At 63.0% G+C, this 17,344-nt stretch carries 23 protein-coding genes; 9 read left to right on the forward strand and 14 right to left on the reverse strand.

The window, feature by feature from the left end:
* Positions 1-117 precede the first annotated feature (117 nt).
* Positions 118-354: an Lrp/AsnC family transcriptional regulator gene (locus tag FJ419_RS18130; RefSeq protein ID WP_140696251.1), complete on the reverse strand. Its 237-nt coding sequence runs from the start codon at positions 352-354 to the stop codon at positions 118-120.
* A gap of 213 nt (positions 355-567) precedes the next feature.
* Here FJ419_RS18130 and FJ419_RS18135 point away from each other — a divergent pair, with 213 nt between their 5' ends.
* A complete protein-coding gene (locus FJ419_RS18135) occupies positions 568-987 on the forward strand; it encodes a DUF4864 domain-containing protein (protein ID WP_140696254.1) in 420 nt (139 codons plus the stop codon).
* Between the two features lie 19 nt (positions 988-1,006).
* Here the strand turns inward: FJ419_RS18135 and FJ419_RS18140 are convergent, their stop codons facing one another.
* The 4 genes from FJ419_RS18140 to queA are packed head-to-tail and all read right to left on the reverse strand — an operon-like array spanning position 1,007 to position 5,028.
* Entirely contained in the window at positions 1,007-2,509 is a 1,503-nt protein-coding gene (locus FJ419_RS18140) for a hypothetical protein (protein WP_140696257.1), read from the reverse strand.
* Positions 2,510-2,557: 48 nt separating this feature from the next.
* The gene (gene tgt / locus FJ419_RS18145; RefSeq protein ID WP_140696261.1) at positions 2,558-3,688 is read right to left on the reverse strand and encodes a tRNA guanosine(34) transglycosylase Tgt; all 1,131 of its coding nucleotides are present in this window, start codon (positions 3,686-3,688) and stop codon (positions 2,558-2,560) included.
* Positions 3,681-3,950, reverse strand: a complete 270-nt coding sequence (locus FJ419_RS18150; protein WP_140696264.1) for a hypothetical protein — start codon at positions 3,948-3,950, stop codon at positions 3,681-3,683. Before FJ419_RS18150 ends, tgt begins: the two co-directional genes overlap by 8 nt.
* Positions 3,943-5,028, reverse strand: a complete 1,086-nt coding sequence (gene queA / locus FJ419_RS18155) for a tRNA preQ1(34) S-adenosylmethionine ribosyltransferase-isomerase QueA (protein WP_140696267.1) — start codon at positions 5,026-5,028, stop codon at positions 3,943-3,945. Before queA ends, FJ419_RS18150 begins: the two co-directional genes overlap by 8 nt.
* A gap of 174 nt (positions 5,029-5,202) precedes the next feature.
* On the opposite strand from queA, the gene FJ419_RS18160 reads away from it, so the two are divergent.
* Positions 5,203-5,847 (forward strand): dihydrofolate reductase family protein, encoded by a 645-nt coding sequence (locus FJ419_RS18160; RefSeq protein WP_140696270.1) that lies wholly within the window; start codon positions 5,203-5,205, stop codon positions 5,845-5,847.
* 21 nt (positions 5,848-5,868) lie between these two features.
* Here the strand turns inward: FJ419_RS18160 and FJ419_RS18165 are convergent, their stop codons facing one another.
* From FJ419_RS18165 to coaD, 4 genes are all read right to left on the reverse strand, one after another.
* On the reverse strand, positions 5,869-6,318 hold the full coding sequence (locus FJ419_RS18165) for a DMT family transporter (RefSeq protein ID WP_140696275.1): 450 nt from the start codon (positions 6,316-6,318) through the stop codon (positions 5,869-5,871).
* Positions 6,319-6,328: 10 nt separating this feature from the next.
* The gene (locus FJ419_RS18170; RefSeq protein ID WP_095765300.1) at positions 6,329-6,841 is read right to left on the reverse strand and encodes a peptidylprolyl isomerase; all 513 of its coding nucleotides are present in this window, start codon (positions 6,839-6,841) and stop codon (positions 6,329-6,331) included.
* Between the two features lie 29 nt (positions 6,842-6,870).
* Positions 6,871-7,368 (reverse strand): peptidylprolyl isomerase, encoded by a 498-nt coding sequence (locus FJ419_RS18175; protein WP_246679239.1) that lies wholly within the window; start codon positions 7,366-7,368, stop codon positions 6,871-6,873.
* A gap of 111 nt (positions 7,369-7,479) precedes the next feature.
* Complete coding sequence (coaD, locus tag FJ419_RS18180) at positions 7,480-7,980, reverse strand: pantetheine-phosphate adenylyltransferase (protein ID WP_140696281.1); 501 nt, start codon at positions 7,978-7,980, stop codon at positions 7,480-7,482.
* A gap of 291 nt (positions 7,981-8,271) precedes the next feature.
* Between coaD and FJ419_RS18185 the strand changes: the two genes are divergently transcribed.
* The gene (locus tag FJ419_RS18185) at positions 8,272-8,424 is read left to right on the forward strand and encodes a hypothetical protein (protein ID WP_095765297.1); all 153 of its coding nucleotides are present in this window, start codon (positions 8,272-8,274) and stop codon (positions 8,422-8,424) included.
* A 35-nt stretch (positions 8,425-8,459) separates the two neighbouring features.
* Here the strand turns inward: FJ419_RS18185 and gyrA are convergent, their stop codons facing one another.
* Together gyrA and FJ419_RS18195 are read right to left on the reverse strand one after the other, a co-directional pair.
* Positions 8,460-11,246, reverse strand: coding sequence for a DNA gyrase subunit A (gene gyrA / locus FJ419_RS18190; protein WP_140696284.1), 2,787 nt, complete (start codon positions 11,244-11,246; stop codon positions 8,460-8,462).
* Between the two features lie 163 nt (positions 11,247-11,409).
* Positions 11,410-12,240: an AraC family transcriptional regulator gene (locus tag FJ419_RS18195; protein WP_140696287.1), complete on the reverse strand. Its 831-nt coding sequence runs from the start codon at positions 12,238-12,240 to the stop codon at positions 11,410-11,412.
* Between the two features lie 84 nt (positions 12,241-12,324).
* Between FJ419_RS18195 and FJ419_RS18200 the strand changes: the two genes are divergently transcribed.
* Together FJ419_RS18200 and FJ419_RS18205 are read left to right on the forward strand one after the other, a co-directional pair.
* Positions 12,325-12,858, forward strand: coding sequence for a hypothetical protein (locus FJ419_RS18200; protein ID WP_140696290.1), 534 nt, complete (start codon positions 12,325-12,327; stop codon positions 12,856-12,858).
* Positions 12,859-13,004: 146 nt separating this feature from the next.
* Positions 13,005-13,634, forward strand: coding sequence for a MarC family protein (locus FJ419_RS18205; protein WP_140546758.1), 630 nt, complete (start codon positions 13,005-13,007; stop codon positions 13,632-13,634).
* Between the two features lie 23 nt (positions 13,635-13,657).
* On the opposite strand, the gene FJ419_RS18210 is transcribed toward FJ419_RS18205, so the two are convergent.
* The 3 genes from FJ419_RS18210 to FJ419_RS18220 form a co-directional block, all read right to left on the reverse strand.
* Positions 13,658-14,083, reverse strand: coding sequence for an OsmC family protein (locus FJ419_RS18210; RefSeq protein WP_140546759.1), 426 nt, complete (start codon positions 14,081-14,083; stop codon positions 13,658-13,660).
* 85 nt (positions 14,084-14,168) lie between these two features.
* On the reverse strand, positions 14,169-14,567 hold the full coding sequence (locus FJ419_RS18215; RefSeq protein ID WP_140546760.1) for a DUF2306 domain-containing protein: 399 nt from the start codon (positions 14,565-14,567) through the stop codon (positions 14,169-14,171).
* Between the two features lie 34 nt (positions 14,568-14,601).
* Positions 14,602-15,126, reverse strand: a complete 525-nt coding sequence (locus tag FJ419_RS18220) for a single-stranded DNA-binding protein (RefSeq protein ID WP_140696293.1) — start codon at positions 15,124-15,126, stop codon at positions 14,602-14,604.
* Between the two features lie 236 nt (positions 15,127-15,362).
* Here FJ419_RS18220 and FJ419_RS18225 point away from each other — a divergent pair, with 236 nt between their 5' ends.
* The 4 genes from FJ419_RS18225 (at position 15,363) to FJ419_RS18240 (ending at position 17,139) form a co-directional block, all read left to right on the forward strand.
* Positions 15,363-15,677, forward strand: coding sequence for a metalloregulator ArsR/SmtB family transcription factor (locus FJ419_RS18225; protein ID WP_140642883.1), 315 nt, complete (start codon positions 15,363-15,365; stop codon positions 15,675-15,677).
* On the forward strand, positions 15,674-16,150 hold the full coding sequence (locus FJ419_RS18230; RefSeq protein WP_140696296.1) for an SRPBCC domain-containing protein: 477 nt from the start codon (positions 15,674-15,676) through the stop codon (positions 16,148-16,150). Before FJ419_RS18225 ends, FJ419_RS18230 begins: the two co-directional genes overlap by 4 nt.
* Before the next feature lie 27 nt (positions 16,151-16,177).
* Positions 16,178-16,783 carry an ATP-dependent Clp protease proteolytic subunit gene (locus FJ419_RS18235; RefSeq protein WP_140696299.1) on the forward strand — a complete coding sequence of 202 codons (606 nt, stop codon included), beginning with the start codon at positions 16,178-16,180 and terminating at the stop codon, positions 16,781-16,783.
* Positions 16,784-16,857: 74 nt separating this feature from the next.
* Entirely contained in the window at positions 16,858-17,139 is a 282-nt protein-coding gene (locus tag FJ419_RS18240; protein ID WP_140696302.1) for a hypothetical protein, read from the forward strand.
* The last annotated feature ends 205 nt before the right edge of the window (positions 17,140-17,344 follow it).

The following is a 17,344-nucleotide window of genomic DNA, read 5'->3' on the forward strand; positions in this document are numbered from 1 at the left end:
CGCAATCGGTGATTTAGGAAGCCGCGGCGGCCACTCTATGCAAATTGCCTAAAATCAAGGCACGGACAGCACGGCCGGGTCAGCTCCTGCTTCCCGGCGGGGCACAGACAGGCCCGGTCAGAACGCCCGGAAGGTGACTATGGTGAAGGTGTCCTTGATTCCAGGCAGAATCTGCACCCGCTCGTTGACGAAGTGGCCGACATCTTCCTCGTCGTCGACATAGAATTTGGCGAGCAGGTCGTAATTGCCGGCGGTCGAATAGATTTCCGAAGCGATTTCGGCATTGGCCAGCGCGCTGGCGACCTCATAGGCCTTGCCCAGGTCGCACTTTATCTGCACGAAAAATGCCTTCATTGCCCGGTCCTGCCAGCCATGCTTCATGATTAAGCGGCCCTTGTGGCAGACTGCTGCCCGGCTTTCAAGCTTCACGCGCCGCGCACCTCGAAGAGTGCCTGATCCCGCTTCCCGACGCTGAAATGGCGAAATCTTCGCAACCCGGTGAAACCACGCCATGCCGCGACGCGTATGTTAGATTCGTTCGCCAAGCGAATTCCGGGGAGGCACGCCATGCGCCGCGCTTTGTTCGCACTTGCTCTTGTTCCGATGTTGATAGCCTCGCTTGCTTTCGCCGGCGACGCCGAGATCAAGGCCGCGCAGACGGTCATCGACAGCCAGTTGAAGGCCTTCGTCGCCGATGACGGCGCCACCGCCTACAGCTTCGCCGCGCCGAACGTGAAGCAGATCTTTCCGACCGTCGACACCTTCATGAACATGGTGACGAATGGCTACGCGCCGGTGCGCAAGCCCCGGTCCTATTCCTTCGGCAAGGTCGAGCAGACCGGACCCGGCTCGATCGTCCAGCAGGTGCTGATCGTCGGGCCCGACGGCAAGGATTATGAGGCGGTCTATACGCTGCAGCAGCAGGCGGACGGCAGCTTCAAGATCACCGGCTGCAGCCTGCGCGCCTCGACTTCGGTCAGTACCTGAGCCGGCCCCGCATGACCGCTCAATCTCGACGGCTATACAGTGTCCAGCCCAGACCGGAGAGGCCCCAGAAGGTCGAGGCTCCGGCTCGTTCGTAGGCAAGCGCGCAATCGAAGTCCACGCGCTCCGGCTGTTTTTGGGTATCGCCTTCGAGGATCAGCCAGTCCGCGCGTCCGGCGCAAATCTTGTCCTGGGTGACGAGCGAAGCCTGGCGGCCGATGCGCGCAGCGAAATAATCGACCACCATGCCGGTGCGGAAATCGGCGTTGGTGGCATATGTGGCGGCGCCGCTCTTTGTCATCTCGTCCACCATCCCGGAATAGGAACCGCGCCCATGCTCATAGAAATGGGCCAGCGACGCCGCGTTGCCGCCCGCCTCAAGAACGAGCATCCCGGCGGCAAAAAGCCTTCTCTTACCGCCGGCGTCGAAGCCGCGTCCGATCAAGTCTCCGGCCCAAAGCAGCAACAAGGTTCCGCTGACAATGAAATAGCGCGGGAATTCAACATTCGGCAGATGTGCCGCCGCCATTAGGGCGGGCAGCCCGACGATGCCGATGGCATAAAGGCTGGCCCGGCGATCGCGCGAGACGCCTGCATGTGCCAAGACCAGGATGCAGGTCACCGCGACGCACGTCCAGTCGCCGATCCAGTCCGGCAGACCGAAAAGATAGCGGATCATTCCGCCATAACCGGCGGCGAATTTCTCGAGCGAGAAAGAGGAAAAACCGCCGATATTGAAGCTGAACAATCGCGCGCCTACAAGCATTGCCGCGGCAAGCGGAAGCACGGCAAGGAAAGCAGGCAGAAAGGCCTGGACGACCTCCTTGTTGACGACAATCAGGCTGCGGCTGCCTCGCCAGCTCAGCCACGCCGTCCAGGCCGTGAGCACCACCACCGTTTCGGCCATTGTCAGATGGGAAAGGAAGCCAAGCAGAATTGCGACAGCAAGAGCGATGCCGTATGCACCCCGCTTGTCGAACCAGCGCTCCAGAAGAGCCACCGCAACGAGTGTGAACAGCGCCAGGCCGGCATAGCCACGCGCCTCCGAGCCGTAGTGAACCATCGGATAGCTCACCGCAAACAGCAGCGCCGACCCAATCATTGCCCAACGTCCGCGCGATATCGCCGCGGCTGCAATGACGGTGCATGCGCTGAGCGTTATCGACAGGCCGCGCTGGACCAGCGGCGCGGCATCGGGCCCGACGACATACTGGTATATCGAGTTGAGAAAGTGATTGTTGTCGTGGTTCACACGCCAGAATATCTGGTCGATCGACGTCAGGGGCCTCAGCAGCGTGATGCTCCAGATCTCGTCGTGCCAGAGATCCCCGCGCGCGCCGAGCAGGCGCAAGATAAGGCCGACAAGCACGGCTCCTGAAATTACAAGTAATAGACTGTAATTCCATTGCTGGGTCGCCGCCGAACCTGGCCGGTAAACATTAGCACTTGCTACTTTATGGTCGACGATCGACGCATCCATCTTTACCAAAGTCGTGCCGCCCCTTGCCTCGATATGGCAAGGCATACTTACTCCTGATCTGATTTATGAAAGGTTTTCCGACGGCTTCCCTGGTCAAAGGACCGGGATATCGCCCCGCGCCCAGCCTTCGGTAATCTCGGCGGCGCGCGCTTCGAAAGCCTGCGCCTCGATGGCCGCTCGGACGACCTGCATCAGCTTCTGATAATAGGACAGATTGTTCCAGGTGAGCAGCATGGCGCCGAGCGCTTCCTGCGAACGCACCAGGTGATGCAGGTAGGCGCGCGAATAGTCGCGCGCGGCGGGGCAGTCGCTCTCCTCGTCGAGCGGGCGCGGATCGTCGGCATGGCGGGCGTTCCTGAGATTGACCTTGCCGCGGCGCGTGTAGGCAAGGCCATGGCGGCCGGCGCGGGTCGGCATCACGCAGTCGAACATGTCGATGCCGCGCGCCACCGATTTCAGGATATCGTCCGGCGTGCCGACGCCCATCAGGTAGCGCGGTCTGTCGGCCGGCAGCTCCGGGCAGGTGATGTCGAGCATCTCCAGCATCACCAGCTGCGGCTCGCCGACCGCCAGCCCACCGACCGCATAGCCTTTCAGATCCATCGCTTTCAGCGCCTGGGCGGAGCGCACGCGCAAGGCCGCGCTGTCGCCGCCCTGGACGATGCCGAACATCGCCTTGCCCGGCTGGTCGCCGAACGCCGCCTTGCAGCGCTCTGCCCAGCGCAGCGACAATTCCATGGCGCGCTCGATCTCCTCGGGCTTGGCCGGCAGCGCCGTGCATTCGTCGAGCTGCATCTGGATGTCGGAATCCAGCAGCCCCTGGATTTCGATCGATCGCTCCGGCGACATCTCGTAGGGCGCGCCGTCGATATGCGAGCGGAAGGTGACGCCCTGTTCGGTCAGCTTCCTGAGCTTCGACAGCGACATGACCTGGAAGCCGCCGCTGTCGGTCAGGATCGGATGCGGCCAGCGCGCGAACTCGTGCAGCCCGCCAAGGCGCGCCACGCGCTCGGCACCTGGTCGCAGCATCAGATGGTAGGTATTGCCGAGGATGATGTCGGCGCCGACCCCGCGTACCTGGTCCATATACATGGTCTTGACGGTGCCGCCGGTGCCGACCGGCATGAAGGCCGGCGTGCGGATCTCGCCGCGCGGCATCGAGACCAGGCCGCGCCGCGCCTTGCCATCGGTGGCAAGCACCTCGAATGAAAAAGTCTCAGCCATTGAATTCCTTGTCGTGCTCCGGCGCGCCGGGCGCCTGCTCGTCGAGCGACTGCCGGTAGCGGATGCAGCCGCGCATGAATTTCGGCCATGGCGGCACGGCGATCGCCGGCTCGGTCCTTTCCGGCAAAAGGTCCCAGAGATCGGGGTGATGCCAGCACAGATCATGCCCGGTCGCGTCGCGATGCGCGCGGATGCCGGCGCGCAGCTTCTTCACCTCCGCGATCAGCGTATCGCGGTCCATGCCTTCGAGATCATCATCCATCGCTCGTCTCCGATCGAAAAAGCAGGGTTGCGTCTCCATAGGAGTAGAACCTGTAGCGGTTGTCGATGGCATGCGCATAGGCCGAGCGCATCGCCTGCAGCCCGCTGAAGGCCGAGATCAGCATGAACAGCGTCGAGCGCGGCAGATGGAAATTGGTCATCAGCATGTCGGCCGTACGGAAGCGATAGCCGGGCGTGATGAAGATGTCGGTGGGTCCGGACCAGGGCTCGATCCTGCCGTCGTCGCGCGCCGCGCTCTCCAAGAGCCGCAGCGATGTCGTGCCGACGCAGATGATCCGCCCTCCCCGCGCCTTGGCCGCGTTGAGCGCCGCCGCCGTCTCCGGGCTTACCGACCCGGTCTCGGCATGCATCTTGTGGTCGGTCGTGTAGTCGGCCTTCACCGGTAAAAAAGTGCCGGCGCCGACATGCAGCGTGACGAAGCGGCGCTCGATGCCCTTGGCGTCGAGCGCCGCGAACAGCTCCGGGGTGAAATGCAGGCCGGCGGTAGGCGCGGCCACCGCGCCTTCCTCGCGCGCATAGATCGTCTGATAATCGGCGCGGTCGCGCTCGTCGTCCTCGCGCTTCGACGCAATGTAGGGCGGCAGCGGGATATGCCCGACCGCATGCAGCGCCTCGTCGAGAAAGGCGCCCGACAGATCGAAGCCGAGCAGCGCTTCGCCGCCCTCGCCTTTTTCAAGCACGGTGGCGTCGAGCCGGCCCAGAAAGCAGGAATTGCCGTCATGGCCGAACCGGATGCGGTCGCCGGCGGCGATGCGCTTGCCCGGCCGCATGAAGGCCAGCCAGCGGTCGGGGCCGGTGCGCATGTGCAGCGTCGCCTCGACCTGCGCCGCCGCTTCGCCGCGCAGCCTGATGCCCTTCAATTGCGCCGGGATGACCTTGGTGTCGTTGAACACCAGCACGTCCCCGGCCTTGAGCAGCGCCGGCAGGTCCCGGACCGTCCGGTCCTCGAAACCGGCACCCGGCCTCACCACCAGCAGCCGGGCGCTGTCGCGCGGCTCGGCCGGCCTGAGCGCGATGCGGTCTTCGGGAAGATCGAAATCGAAGAGGTCCACTTTCATGTCCGCGCCAATAACCCGATCGCCGCGCTCTCGCCACCGTCTTGTTGCCGCGCCTTGCGAGCAATTGCCGTCGATTGCCCTTCGCTGCTCCATCTCAACAAACCGCTTGCAAAATGCAATCGGTATGATATTCGCACTGCTGCTTCCGAAAACAAACCAATTCAGGAGATGAGTATGGGCAAGGTGCGTGTTGCCGGGTTTGGCGTTTCGCTTGATGGCTTTTCCGCCGGGACGGACCAGAGTCTGGAATACCCGCTTGGCAAACGCGGACCTGAGATATTCCAGTGGTTCTTCGGCACCAAAACATTCCGTGCCATGCATGGCCAACCGGGCGGGTCCGAAGGCATTGATGAGAAATACGCCTTCCGCGCGATGGATGGCTTCGGCGCCTTCATCCTCGGCCGCAACATGTTCGGGCCGATCCGCGGCGAATGGCCGGACGATCAATGGAAGGGCTGGTGGGGCGACAACCCGCCCTATCATGCGCCGACCTTCATCCTAACCAACCACCCGCGCGATCCGATCGTCATGCAGGGCGGCACCACCTTCTTCTTCGTCACCGACGGCATCGAATCGGCGCTCGAACATGCCAAAACGGCGGCAGGCAACCTCGATGTGAAGATCGGCGGCGGCGTTTCGACCGTGCGGCAGTATCTGCGCGCCCGTCTCGTCGACGAGATGCATCTGGCGGCCGGGCCGGTTCTGCTGGGCCAAGGCGAAAACCTGTTCGCGGGCCTCGACCTTAGCGCGCTCGGCTATGCCGTTACGTCAATGGAACAGTCCGAGCACGCCATGCATGTCCTGGTGACGAAACAGTAATCCGAACGAAACGGCTGACACTCAGGTCAGCCGAACCAGCAGCGCTCCGGCCAAGAGCAGCACCGCGCCGGCGATGCGGCCAAGCGAGATCTCGCGTACCGCCACGCCAAGGAAGCCGGCGCGGTCGATCAGCATGCCGGCGATCAGCTGGCCGGCGACCAGGAAGGCCATCAGCGCCGCAGCGCCGATGCGTGGCGTGAGGATCGTTGACAGCGTCACATAGAAGCCGCCGAGCATGCCGCCGGCGATGAACAGCCAGGGCGCCGGCGCTTTCCAGTCGAGCGAGATGCCCTGCAGCTTCACCACCGAAATCGAGATGATGCCGAGCACGATGGCACCGGACAGGAAGGAAAAGGCGGCGGCCGCGACCGGAAGGCCGAGGCCCTTAGCCAATTGCGAATTGATCGGCGCCTGGATGGCGATGAAAGCGCCGGACAGGATGCCGAGCAGGGACCAGACAGCGCCCATCATCATCCCGCCTTTACTTGACGTCTGCCGCGACTTTCAGCGACACGATCTTGTCGGGATCCTGCACCGGCTCGCCGCGCTTGATCTTGTCGACATTCTCCATGCCTTCGATGACCTGTCCCCAAACCGTGTACTGGCGGTTGAGGAAGGCCGCGTCGTCGAAGCAGATGAAGAACTGCGAGTTCGCCGAGTTCGGGTTCTGGGCCCTAGCCATCGAGCAGGCGCCGCGGCCGTGATTGGCGTTGGAGAACTCGGCCTTGAGGTCCGGCTTGTCGGAGCCGCCCATGCCCGCGCGCGACGGCGCATAAGTGGGCTTGCTCGAATTGCCGAACTTGACGTCGCCGGTCTGCGCCATGAAGCCATCGATGACGCGGTGGAATACCACGCCGTCATAGGCGCCTTCGCGCGCCAGTTCCTTGATGCGGGCGACGTGCCCAGGCGCCAGCTCGGGATACATTTCGATGACGACCGGGCCCTTGGTCGTTTCCATGATGAGCGCGTTCTCGCGGTCCTTGATCTCAGCCATGTCGGAGAATCCTTTGAAAATTGAGGGAGTTACTTGCTGTCGGCAGCGATGCGAACCTTGATCATGCGGTCGGGGTCGGTGACCGTGCCGTTGTCGGCCTCGTCGCCCTTCTTGATCTTGTCGACGATATCCATGCCGCCGACCACCTTGCCGACGATGGTGTACTGGCCGTCGAGGTTCGGCGCCGGCGCGAACATGATGAAGAACTGCGAGTTGGCCGAGTTCGGGTCCTGCGAACGGGCCATGCCGACCACGCCGCGCGCGAACTGCTCGCTCTGCGAAAACTCGGCCGGCAGGTCGGGAAGATCGGAGCCGCCGGTGCCGACGGCTTCGGGGCTGAACCCCTTCTTCATGTTGCCGAATTTGACGTCGCCCGTCTGCGCCATGAAGCCATCGATGACGCGGTGGAAGGCGACGTTGTCGTAGGCGCCGTCGCGCACCAGCTTCTTGATCTGCGCGACATGCTTGGGCGCCAGATCGGGACGCAGCGCGATGGTCACGTCGCCATCCTTGAGCGTGATGATCATGGTGTTTTCCTTGTCGGCGGCGACGGCGGGCAAGGACGCCGCGAAAAGGCCGGCAAGCACGACAAGGAACGAAGCGAGCTTCTTCAGCTGCATGGGTATCTCCGGGAAAACCTATTTGGTGAACTTGGCGGCGAGCGCGCCGGCAACGGCCGCTGGCACGAACGGGCGGATGTCGCCGCCCATCGACGCAATCTGGCGCACAAGTGTGGCGGTAATGGTGCGCACCGAAGGGCTGGCGGGCAGAAAAACCGTCTGCAATTCCGGCGCCATCGTCTCGTTCATACCGGCCATCTGCATTTCGTAATCGAGGTCGGTGCCATCGCGCAGCCCCCGGATCATGATCGAGGCGCCGTGCTTGCGGGCCGCGTCGATGACCAGCCCGTCGAAGGAGACGACCTTGATACGATCGCTGTCGCGGCCGAATTCGGCCTTGGTTGCGGCCTCGATCAGCTCAACGCGTTCCTCGAAGGAAAACAACGGCTTCTTGCCCGGATGAATGCCGATCGCCGCGTAGACCGTGTCGGCCACCGCCAGCGACGCTTTCAGCACATCGAGATGGCCATTGGTCAGCGGGTCGAAAGAGCCGGCGTAAAGGGCGGTGCGTTCGGTCATGGCAGGCTTCTAGCGAGCCTCTCGAACAAAGGCAAATCTCATTAATTGCCTAGGGCAATTCCAGGAAAAGTGTGAGCGGTTTTCCGTTCGGAATTGCGCCAAAACGAGGAGGCAGAGCGGTTTGCCGTTTCCGTGAAACGGTGAAACGCTCTGCCGTGAACCTTTTCGCGCCGATGAACGACAGATGAACGCGGCAATCACGAATGTTTCACTCAGCGTTCACTAGGTTGCCGCTTCAAGGGATGAAACCAAATCCCCATGTCATCGTTGTACGCCCAGGAGAACACGCAAATGCTGATCTATATGCTTGCCACTGCGATGACCATTGTGATGCTGATCGCGACTGCGTTCGGGTTGCATCAGGAAGCAGCGCGGGTGCGCGTCAAGGCCAATACCAAGCGGCTCGATGGTTTCGCCCATCGCAACGTCTACCGTCGCCACTGATCATGATCGCATCGGCCCAGAGAGGCCGGTGAGGCTTATTCGCCTTCGCCCATGTCGTCGGTGCCGGTCTCGCCTGAAGCCACGTCTTCGGCCTCTTCGTCCGACTGCGGTTCCGAAATCCGCTCCACCGATACAACCTTCTCGCCTTCGGCCGTGTTGAAGATCGTCACGCCCTTGGTGGCCCGGCTGGCGAAGCGTATGCCGTTGACCGGCACGCGGATGACCGTGCCGCCGTCCGAAACCAGCATGATCTGATCGTCGTTGCCGACCGGGAAAGTCGCGACCAGCCGGCCGATCTCGGCTACCTTCGACACATCGGTGGCGCGGATACCTTTGCCGCCGCGGCCCGTCAGCCGGAAATCGTAGGACGACGAGCGCTTGCCGTAGCCATATTCGGTCACCGTGAGCACAAGCTTCTCATGCGCCTTGAGGAACTCGTAGCGCTCCTCGGAAAGCTCGGCTTCCTCGCCGATTTCCTCATTGGTGAGCGCGATCTCCTCTTCCTCGCCGGCTCCGCCGGCGGCAAACCTGCGCTCCGCCGCGGCGCGCTTCAGATAGGCCGCGCGCTCTGCGGGCGACGCATCGACGTTCTCGATGATGGACATAGAGATGATGCGGTCGGTCTCGGCCATGGTTATGCCGCGCACGCCGACGGAATTGCGGCTCTGGAACACACGCACATCGGAGACCCGGAAACGGATGCACTGGCCGGAATTCGCGGTCAGAAGCACATCGTCATTGTCGGTGCAGGTCTCGACGCCGAGGATCTCGTCGCCCTCTTCCTCCAGCTTCATGGCGATCTTGCCGTTGCGGTTGACCTGGACGAAGTCGGACAGCTTGTTGCGGCGCACGGTGCCGCGCGTGGTCGCGAACATCACATCGAGCTCGCCCCAGCTGGTTTCGTCCTCCGGCAGCGGCATGATCGTCGTGATGCGCTCGCCCTGCTCGAGCGGCAGCATGTTGATCAGCGCCTTGCCGCGCGATTGCGGGTTGCCGATCGGCAGCCGCCAGACCTTTTCCTTGTAGACGATGCCGCGCGATGAGAAGAACAGCACCGGCGTGTGCGTGTTGGCCACGAACAGGCGGGTGACGAAATCCTCCTCCTTGGTCGACATGCCGGAGCGGCCCTTGCCGCCGCGGCGCTGCGCCCGGTAGAGCGAAAGCGGCACGCGCTTGATGTAGCCGGAATGGCTGACGGTGACGACCATGTCCTCGCGCTGGATCAGGTCCTCGTCTTCCATATCCGAACCGCCGTCGGTCAGCTCGGTGCGGCGCGGTGTGCCGAACTCGTCGCGGACCGCGACCAGCTCGTCCTTGACGATCTGCTGGATGCGCGCGCGCGACGACAAAATATCAAGGAAGTCGACGATTTCAGCGCCGATCTGGTTCAATTCGTCGGCGATCTCGTCGCGGCCGAGAGCGGTCAGGCGCTGCAGGCGCAGGTCAAGAATGGCGCGCGCCTGTTCCTCGGACAGATTATAGGTGCCGTCCTCGTTGATGCGATGGCGCGGATCGTCGATCAACTGGATCAGCGGAGCGACATCGTGTGACGGCCAGCGCCGCTCCATCAACTGCTCGCGCGCCGTCTGCGGATCCGGCGCGGTGCGGATCAGCTTGATCACCTCGTCGATATTGGCGACCGCAATCGCCAGACCGACCAACACATGCGCCCGCTCGCGCGCCTTGCGCAGCAGATATTTCGTGCGGCGGCTGACGACTTCCTCGCGGAAGCCGACAAAGGCCTTCAGCATGTCGATCAGCGTCAGCACTTCCGGCTTGCCGCCGTTGAGCGCCACCATATTGGCCCCGAACGAGGTTTGCAGCGGCGTGAAACGGTAGAGCTGGTTGAGGACAACGTCGGCTACGGCGTCGCGCTTCAACTCCACGACGACGCGGTAGCCCTGGCGGTCGCTCTCGTCGCGGATGTCGGAAATGCCCTCGATGCGCTTGTCGCGCACCAGCTCGGCCATCTTCTCGATCATCGAGGCCTTGTTCACCTGATAGGGAATCTCGGTGACGATGATGGATTCGCGGTCATTGCCGCGCTGCTCGATCTCGACGCGGCCGCGCATGACGATCGAGCCGCGGCCCGTCGAATAGGCATTGTAGATGCCCGAACGGCCAAGCACGATGCCGCCGGTCGGGAAATCCGGACCGGGCACGATCTCCATCAGCGCCGTCAGGTCGATCGCCGGATTGTCGATGAGAGCGATGGCGCCGTTGCAGACCTCGACGAGATTGTGCGGTGGAATGTTGGTGGCCATGCCGACGGCGATGCCGCCGGAGCCGTTGACCAGAAGGTTCGGGAAACGGGCCGGCAGTACCTTGGGCTCGCTGCCGGACGCATCGTAAGTATCCTGGAAATCGACGGTTTCCTTGTCGATGTCCTCCAAGAGCTCATGCGCGACCTTGGTGAGCCTGGACTCGGTGTAGCGCATCGCCGCCGGCGGATCGCCGTCGATCGAGCCGAAATTGCCCTGACCGTCGATCAGCGGCACGCGCAGCGACCAGTCCTGCGCCATGCGCACCAGCGCGTCATAGATCGAGGCGTCGCCATGCGGATGGTATTTACCCATCACGTCGGCGACCGGGCGGGCCGATTTCACATATTTGCGATTCCAGTGGTAGCCGCTCTCATGCGAGGCATAGAGGATGCGGCGATGCACCGGCTTCAGGCCGTCGCGCACGTCGGGCAGCGCACGGCTGACGATCACGCTCATGGCGTAATCGAGATAGGAGCGCTGCATCTCCTCGATGATCGAAATCGGCTCGATGCCGGTGGGGCCGCCGTCCGGCCCGCGCGGTGTCTTCTGGTCGGTCAAATCAGGTCACAATCCAGTCGGGAATCACTCACCGCTTATATAGGAAGCCTCGCCGAAACTCCAATGTCGGCCGGACTTTTCCAGAGACAATTTTGATGGCAATTTCAAATGGATATCGCTGATTGCGACGATATGGCCAAGGTCGATTTCGCTGCGGCCGGCGTCAGCGCCCTCTAGTCCGTCTGGCGCGATAGGCGCCGGGAGCTTGTCCCATCTCGCGCCGGAACCGGCGGTTGAAGGTCGACAGATCGTTAAAGCCGGCATCGAAGGCGATCGTCGAGATCGCCGCGCCCGAGCTGCGCAGACGCACCGCGGCGCGGTGCAGCCTCGTCCTCAGCAGGAACTGATAGGGCGTCATGCCGGCAACCTGCCGGAAGGTACGCAGGAAGTGAAACGGGCTTGTCGCCACGCCGGCAGCGAGCTTGGCAAGCGACAATGGTCGATCGGCGTTGAGCTCGATCAGCCGCACCGCCTCGGCAACGCGTTTCTGGTCGCGGCGGCTGGGCGTCCGGCCAGGTGTGGAAGTGTCGGCCGCAGCCGTGGCGACCGCCCCGGCCATGCGCAGGCCGAGTTCCTCGAATGCGTCGCCGTCGCCCGTCTCCCGTGCCGCCTCCGCCTCGGCCAGCAGAGGCGCCAGCGCCGGCAAGGGCGGCAGGCGCGGATCGGCAAAGCCGAGCCGTTTCACGCCCGGCAGGTCGGCCAGGACGCGCTCCAGATAGCCCGGCGAAAAATGGAAGGAGAGGCAGCGGTCGCCGGCGCCATGCTCATGCCCGCATTCATAGCAGGCGCCGGGATTGCCGAGCAGGATGGCGCCCGGCGCCAGCATCGCCGTCCCCTGGCGCGTGCGATAGCGGAACGTGCCCCTGGTCACGGCGGCGACGCAAAAGCTGCAATGCTCTTCCTCGAATGGCTTGTCGCCGGCGATGGCCGTGCACACGACGTCGGACACCTGCCAACCATGTCCGGAAGCCAGAGTTTTCTGCGCGGTCGTCATGGCTGAAAGATAGCAATTTTTCCCAAGCGCAGAACCTGCCATACCGCTATTGCTGGCCCTCTCCTGACAAATGAGGCAGCAACAATGACCGATCCCTTTGCCGAGGCCCTGCACAGCGACGGCCCAAAACCGGACCTTGCCGAGAAGCTGAGGCTCTATGGCCGCTTCATCGGCGCATGGACGTTCGATGCCACACGCATTCTCGAGGATGGCACAAGGCTCACGGGTCGCGGCGAAGTGCATTTCGGCTGGGTTCTCGAAGGCCGCGCCGTGCAGGACGTCTGGATCTTGCCCGCGCGGAACGCTGAGACCCAGACTTCGCTCGGAGCATGGACCTTCTACGGCACCACATTGCGTGTCTACGATCCGGGCGCCGACGCCTGGCACATCTTCTGGAGCGACCCGCGCAACCAGTATTACAGCCGCCAGCTCGGCCGCGCCGAGGACGGCACGATCGTCCAGGTCGGTACCGACGGCACCGGCGCGTCTGTGCGCTGGAGCTTTTCACGCGTTACCGAAAACTCGTTTCGCTGGCTCGGCGAGCGCTCGCATGATGGCGGCGCGACCTGGCGCACGGAGGTCGAGTTTCTGGCTCGCCGCCTAAATGAACCTCGATAGCGATCGAAAAGCCGCAAGGAATTGAATAGCGATCCTTCGCGCCTGCTTTCACAGCTTCGCACACCATTTCCTTCCGCTTTCCAGCGCCATGGCTTTGCTCTACCAATTGCGGAACCTGGGCTTCGCCCGGCGGGAGGGGACCAGCGATGCCGAGTTTCGACAGCCTGTTCAACGCCTTCGTCACCATCCTGGTGACCATCGACCCGCCGGGACTGGCGCCGCTGTTCCTTGCCGTGACGCGCGGTATGAACCGTGACGAGCGCCAGCAGGTTTCGGTCCGCGCCTCGGTGATCGGTTTCCTGGTCATGGCGTTGTTTGCGATTGCCGGCGCCTCGATCCTGTCGGTGTTCGGCATAACGCTGCCGGCCTTTCGCGTCGCCGGCGGCTTTCTCTTGTTCTTCATCGCCTTCGAAATGGTGTTCGAGCGCCGCCAGGACCGTAAGGAGAAGATCGGCGACGTCGCCATCACCAAGGACATGATTCACAACATAGCCGCCTTCCCGCTGGCAATCCCGCTGATCGCCGGTCCGGGCGCCATCTCGGCAACCGTGCTGCTGTCGGGCTCCTTCCAGGGTTTTGGCGCACAGGCGGCGCTGGTCGGCATCATTGCGATCTGCCTGGTGATCACCTTTCTGGTCTTCGTGCTGTCCGAGCGCATCGACCGCATCCTCGGCCAGACCGGCCGATCGATCCTGACCCGTCTGCTCGGTGTGATCCTCGCGGCGCTTGCCGTGCAGTTCGTGGCGGACGGCATCAAGGCGCTGATGGCCGCTTGAACAATATCCTAATGCCTAATGCCTTACTTCGCCGCCGTCTCGACCACCTCGAAATCGTGCGTGATCGTCGCTGTCTTCGCCATCATGGCACTTGCCGAGCAGTATTTCTCGATCGACAGATCGATCGCGCGTTTCACCTTGTCATGCGAAAGCGCGCGGCCCTTGACGATGAAATGCATGTGGATGCGCGTGAACACTTTTGGATCGGCCTCGGCTCGGTCGGCGTCGAGCTCGACCACGCAATCCTCGACCGCCTCGCGGCCCTTCTCGAGGATGTGCACGACATCATAGGCCGAGCAGCCGCCGGTGCCGATCAGCACCAGTTCCATCGGGCTCGGTCCCGGCGTCTTGCCTTCTGGCCCGTGCGCCGTGCCCAGCACGACCTTGTGGCCGCTGCCGGACTCGCCGACGAAAGTGCGTTCCTCGACCCATTTGACGCGTGCTTTCACGTTGATCTTCCTTGAGAAATTCCCGTCCGCGCCAAGGCGTGTTGAGATTCAGGTCAGGCCGGCCTCACCTGAATATCAACACGCCTTACTGGCCGAACACAACGGCATGCATGATCCGGCCGGGCAGCAGCGTGAAGATGCCGGCGCCGACCAGCGCGAACAGATAGAGCTTGATCATGGCGCCGCGATGCGCGGTTACCTTATGCGTGTGCGCATACCAGGTCGCCAACGGCACGGTGACCAGCACCAGGATCGACAACAGATGGATCGGGCTGAACGGACCGACGAGCCGGATCTGCTGGATCCAGAAGCTCGATATGGCGATGACCAGCATCAACGCCACCCAAGTGTAGCCCAGCACACGATGACGCACAGTACCTTTCGGCAGCGCCAGCTGGGCGCCGCCGATGGCTAAAGCGGCGAAGGCCGCGAATGCATGCCACGGAATGGGAGGCGACGCCGACAAAAGCGGTCCGAGCGACATCACGCCTTCCCCTTAGACGGCCGTTTCGAGACGCTTAGAACGGGATCTCGTCGTCCAGCTCGCGTGACGAGCCGCCGCCACCGCCGCCCCTGGAGCTGCCACTGCCGCCGCGGTTGAAGCTTTCATTCGGGCTGGACTGGCCGAAATCCGAGCCACGGCTGTTGCCGCCGCCGGAATAATTGCCGACCTGGCCGCCGCCCCCCTCGCCGCGCGCGTCGAGCATCTGCAGCTCGCCTCGGAATTTCTGCAGCACGACCTCGGTGGTGTATTTGTCGGCACCGGTCTGGTCTTGCCATTTGCGGGTCTGCAGCTGGCCCTCGACATAGACCTTCATGCCCTTCTTCAAATACTGCTCGGCCACCTTGGCGAGCTGGTCGTTGAAAATGACGACGTTATGCCACTCGGTCTTTTCCTTACGCTCGCCCGAGTTCTTGTCGCGCCAGCTTTCCGACGTGGCGATGCGAATGTTGACGACCGGATCACCGGAATTCAGGCGGCGGATTTCAGGATCCGCTCCGAGATTGCCGACCAGAATGACCTTGTTGACGCTACCCGCCATCTTAGTTCTCCGCGCTCATCCGAAACAAATTTCAAGTCGCTCACCTTACAGCCTGCGGGTCGTCGCCGCCCGCAAAAGGCTGGCTTTTCCCACAAGGTTTTTGTTCTCTTTTCGTTCTAGTCATAGCTGCACTTTCTGTCAAGGAATGTCAGCAAAGGCAGGCTTGAACGTGCGTCTTGATATGGCGATCAAATAGGAGCTTGCCAAATCGATAAGTATCGACTTATGCTTCTGCCATGATCGAAGCAGAGATTTTTCGCGCTCTGGCCGACCCGACGCGACGCGCGGTTTACGAGCGGCTGACCGCTGGCGAGATGAGTGTGAGCGAGCTGCGCGCCGGCATGAGCGTGTCCCAGCCGGCGGTCTCGCAGCACCTTGCCGTGCTGCGAGGCGCCGGCCTGGTGGTCGAGCGACGCGCCGGCCGTAACGCCTATTATCGCGCCGATCCGCAAGGGCTCGACCCGCTGCTCGGCTGGATCGAACGCTACCGCGCCTTCTGGCCGGAACGCATCGAGAAGTTGAAGACGGTTCTGAAAGGAATGGACCAATGACGGCAACCGAAAACCCGACGGTCAATGAAGCGCCGCTCTGCTTTGAGTGCGACCTTCCAGATCCGCCGGAAAAAGTCTGGCGGGCATTGACCGAGCCGGAACTGCTGGCGGCCTGGATGATGCCGAACGACATGAAGGCGGAAGCCGGCGCCCGCTTTGCCTTTGCCGGACCGGATGAACCGATCGAATGCGAGGTGCTCGAGGCCGAGCACGGGAAGCTGCTGCGCTATTCCTGGCATCAGCGGCCCGACGCGAACGACCGCGACGGGTTTCCCGCCTTCGACAGCATCGTCACCTTCACGCTGGCGCGCACCGCCTCAGGCGGCACGCATCTCAGCATCGTCCATGACGGCTTCGTGCCGGTGGCGGAACCTGTCCTCGCCATTACCGGAGCCGGCTGCGGGCTCTCGCTTCACGCGCGCAAGAACCCGATCGCCGCCAACGCGCCCTGCATGATGCTGCGCGCGGCCTGATCAACGAAAAAACCGAGGAGATCCGACATGAGCGCCCTGGCCAATCTGGTGCCGATGGTCATCGAACAGTCGAGCCGCGGCGAACGCGCCTTCGACATCTTCTCGCGGCTGCTGCGCGAGCGCATCGTCTTCATCAACGGCGAGATCAACGACAGCGTCTCGGCGCTGGTCTGCGCGCAGCTTCTGTCGCTGGAATCGGACCACCCCGACAAGGAGATCTCGATCTACATCAACTCGCCGGGCGGCATGGTGACCAGCGGCTTCGCCATCTACGACACGATGCAGTACATCTCCTGCCCGGTGTCGACGGTCTGCATGGGCTTTGCCGCCTCGATGGGCTCCTTCCTGCTGATGGCCGGCGCGCCGGGGCGGCGGATCGCGCTGCCCAACACAAGGATCGTGCTGCATCAGCCGCTGGGCGGCTTCCAGGGCCAAGCCTCAGACATCCAGCGCCATGCCGAGGACATCGTGCGCACCAAGCAGCATATGACCGAGCTCTACGCCAGGCATTGCGGCCGGACCTACGAGGAGGTCGAGCGCACGCTCGATCGCGATTACTTCATGAGCGCCGCGGAAGCCAAGACCTGGGGCCTTGTCGACCACGTCTACGACACGCGCAAGAAAGCGGCCTGACGCCTCAAGCCGAACGCGCGGCAATTATCGCCGCGCGACTGGCATCGCTCCAGCCGCGTCTCTATAGTCCGCGCATGATCGATCCGTTCCAATCCAGGCATTTGCGCGTTGCCCTCGCCGCGCTTGCCGGCGCGCTGGTGGCCGGCGCCGCGATTGCCGACGACAACTCGGCGCAGAAGCTGCCCGGCGTCAGCGGCGACTACCGCATCGCCAAGCCGGCGCCGCAGCCGGAACCGGACGACGCGCAGCCCACCGGCAAAGGCGGCTCCTTCAAGATCGGCAACACCGATGTCAGGATCGGCGGCAGCATCACAATTGACATGGCGACGGGCGGCATGAAGCTACCGAACCACTGATAGTTCGGTCGTCACAGAAATCTTGCCGGATTGGCCGTCAGCGCAATCCACAACTCTGGCGATCGGCTGAAGCCCTTCTCAATTCGTCATTCTAGGGCGGAGCAAGGAGCGGAGCGACGCGCGCAGACCCTGGAATCCATGCCGTGACGCTAACGCATTGCAGCGGTTACAGAATTTTGCGCCGCTGCACCCTCCGTCCAACGTC

It is taken from the genome of Mesorhizobium sp. B2-6-2 (assembly GCF_006440615.1).
In the GTDB taxonomy this organism is placed as follows: Bacteria; Pseudomonadota; Alphaproteobacteria; order Rhizobiales; family Rhizobiaceae; genus Mesorhizobium.

Excerpts from the sequence above, each read along its gene's own strand:
- tgt (WP_140696261.1), bottom strand. The coding sequence starts at position 3,688 with ATGGCTGAGACTTTTTCATTCGAGGTGCTTGCCACCGATGGCAAGGCG.
- FJ419_RS18165 (WP_140696275.1), bottom strand. The coding sequence starts at position 6,318 with ATGATGGGCGCTGTCTGGTCCCTGCTCGGCATCCTGTCCGGCGCTTTC.
- FJ419_RS18140 (WP_140696257.1), bottom strand. The coding sequence starts at position 2,509 with ATGCCTTGCCATATCGAGGCAAGGGGCGGCACGACTTTGGTAAAGATG.
- FJ419_RS18160 (WP_140696270.1), top strand. The coding sequence starts at position 5,203 with ATGGGCAAGGTGCGTGTTGCCGGGTTTGGCGTTTCGCTTGATGGCTTT.
- FJ419_RS18205 (WP_140546758.1), top strand. The coding sequence starts at position 13,005 with ATGCCGAGTTTCGACAGCCTGTTCAACGCCTTCGTCACCATCCTGGTG.
- FJ419_RS18185 (WP_095765297.1), top strand. The coding sequence starts at position 8,272 with ATGCTGATCTATATGCTTGCCACTGCGATGACCATTGTGATGCTGATC.
- FJ419_RS18150 (WP_140696264.1), bottom strand. The coding sequence starts at position 3,950 with ATGGATGATGATCTCGAAGGCATGGACCGCGATACGCTGATCGCGGAG.
- FJ419_RS18130 (WP_140696251.1), bottom strand. The coding sequence starts at position 354 with ATGAAGGCATTTTTCGTGCAGATAAAGTGCGACCTGGGCAAGGCCTAT.
- FJ419_RS18220 (WP_140696293.1), bottom strand. The coding sequence starts at position 15,126 with ATGGCGGGTAGCGTCAACAAGGTCATTCTGGTCGGCAATCTCGGAGCG.
- queA (WP_140696267.1), bottom strand. The coding sequence starts at position 5,028 with ATGAAAGTGGACCTCTTCGATTTCGATCTTCCCGAAGACCGCATCGCG.
- FJ419_RS18195 (WP_140696287.1), bottom strand. The coding sequence starts at position 12,240 with ATGACGACCGCGCAGAAAACTCTGGCTTCCGGACATGGTTGGCAGGTG.
- FJ419_RS18170 (WP_095765300.1), bottom strand. The coding sequence starts at position 6,841 with ATGGCTGAGATCAAGGACCGCGAGAACGCGCTCATCATGGAAACGACC.
- FJ419_RS18240 (WP_140696302.1), top strand. The coding sequence starts at position 16,858 with ATGATCGATCCGTTCCAATCCAGGCATTTGCGCGTTGCCCTCGCCGCG.
- FJ419_RS18175 (WP_246679239.1), bottom strand. The coding sequence starts at position 7,368 with ATGATCATCACGCTCAAGGATGGCGACGTGACCATCGCGCTGCGTCCC.
- FJ419_RS18200 (WP_140696290.1), top strand. The coding sequence starts at position 12,325 with ATGACCGATCCCTTTGCCGAGGCCCTGCACAGCGACGGCCCAAAACCG.
- FJ419_RS18235 (WP_140696299.1), top strand. The coding sequence starts at position 16,178 with ATGAGCGCCCTGGCCAATCTGGTGCCGATGGTCATCGAACAGTCGAGC.
- FJ419_RS18135 (WP_140696254.1), top strand. The coding sequence starts at position 568 with ATGCGCCGCGCTTTGTTCGCACTTGCTCTTGTTCCGATGTTGATAGCC.
- FJ419_RS18225 (WP_140642883.1), top strand. The coding sequence starts at position 15,363 with ATGATCGAAGCAGAGATTTTTCGCGCTCTGGCCGACCCGACGCGACGC.
- FJ419_RS18230 (WP_140696296.1), top strand. The coding sequence starts at position 15,674 with ATGACGGCAACCGAAAACCCGACGGTCAATGAAGCGCCGCTCTGCTTT.
- FJ419_RS18215 (WP_140546760.1), bottom strand. The coding sequence starts at position 14,567 with ATGTCGCTCGGACCGCTTTTGTCGGCGTCGCCTCCCATTCCGTGGCAT.
- coaD (WP_140696281.1), bottom strand. The coding sequence starts at position 7,980 with ATGACCGAACGCACCGCCCTTTACGCCGGCTCTTTCGACCCGCTGACC.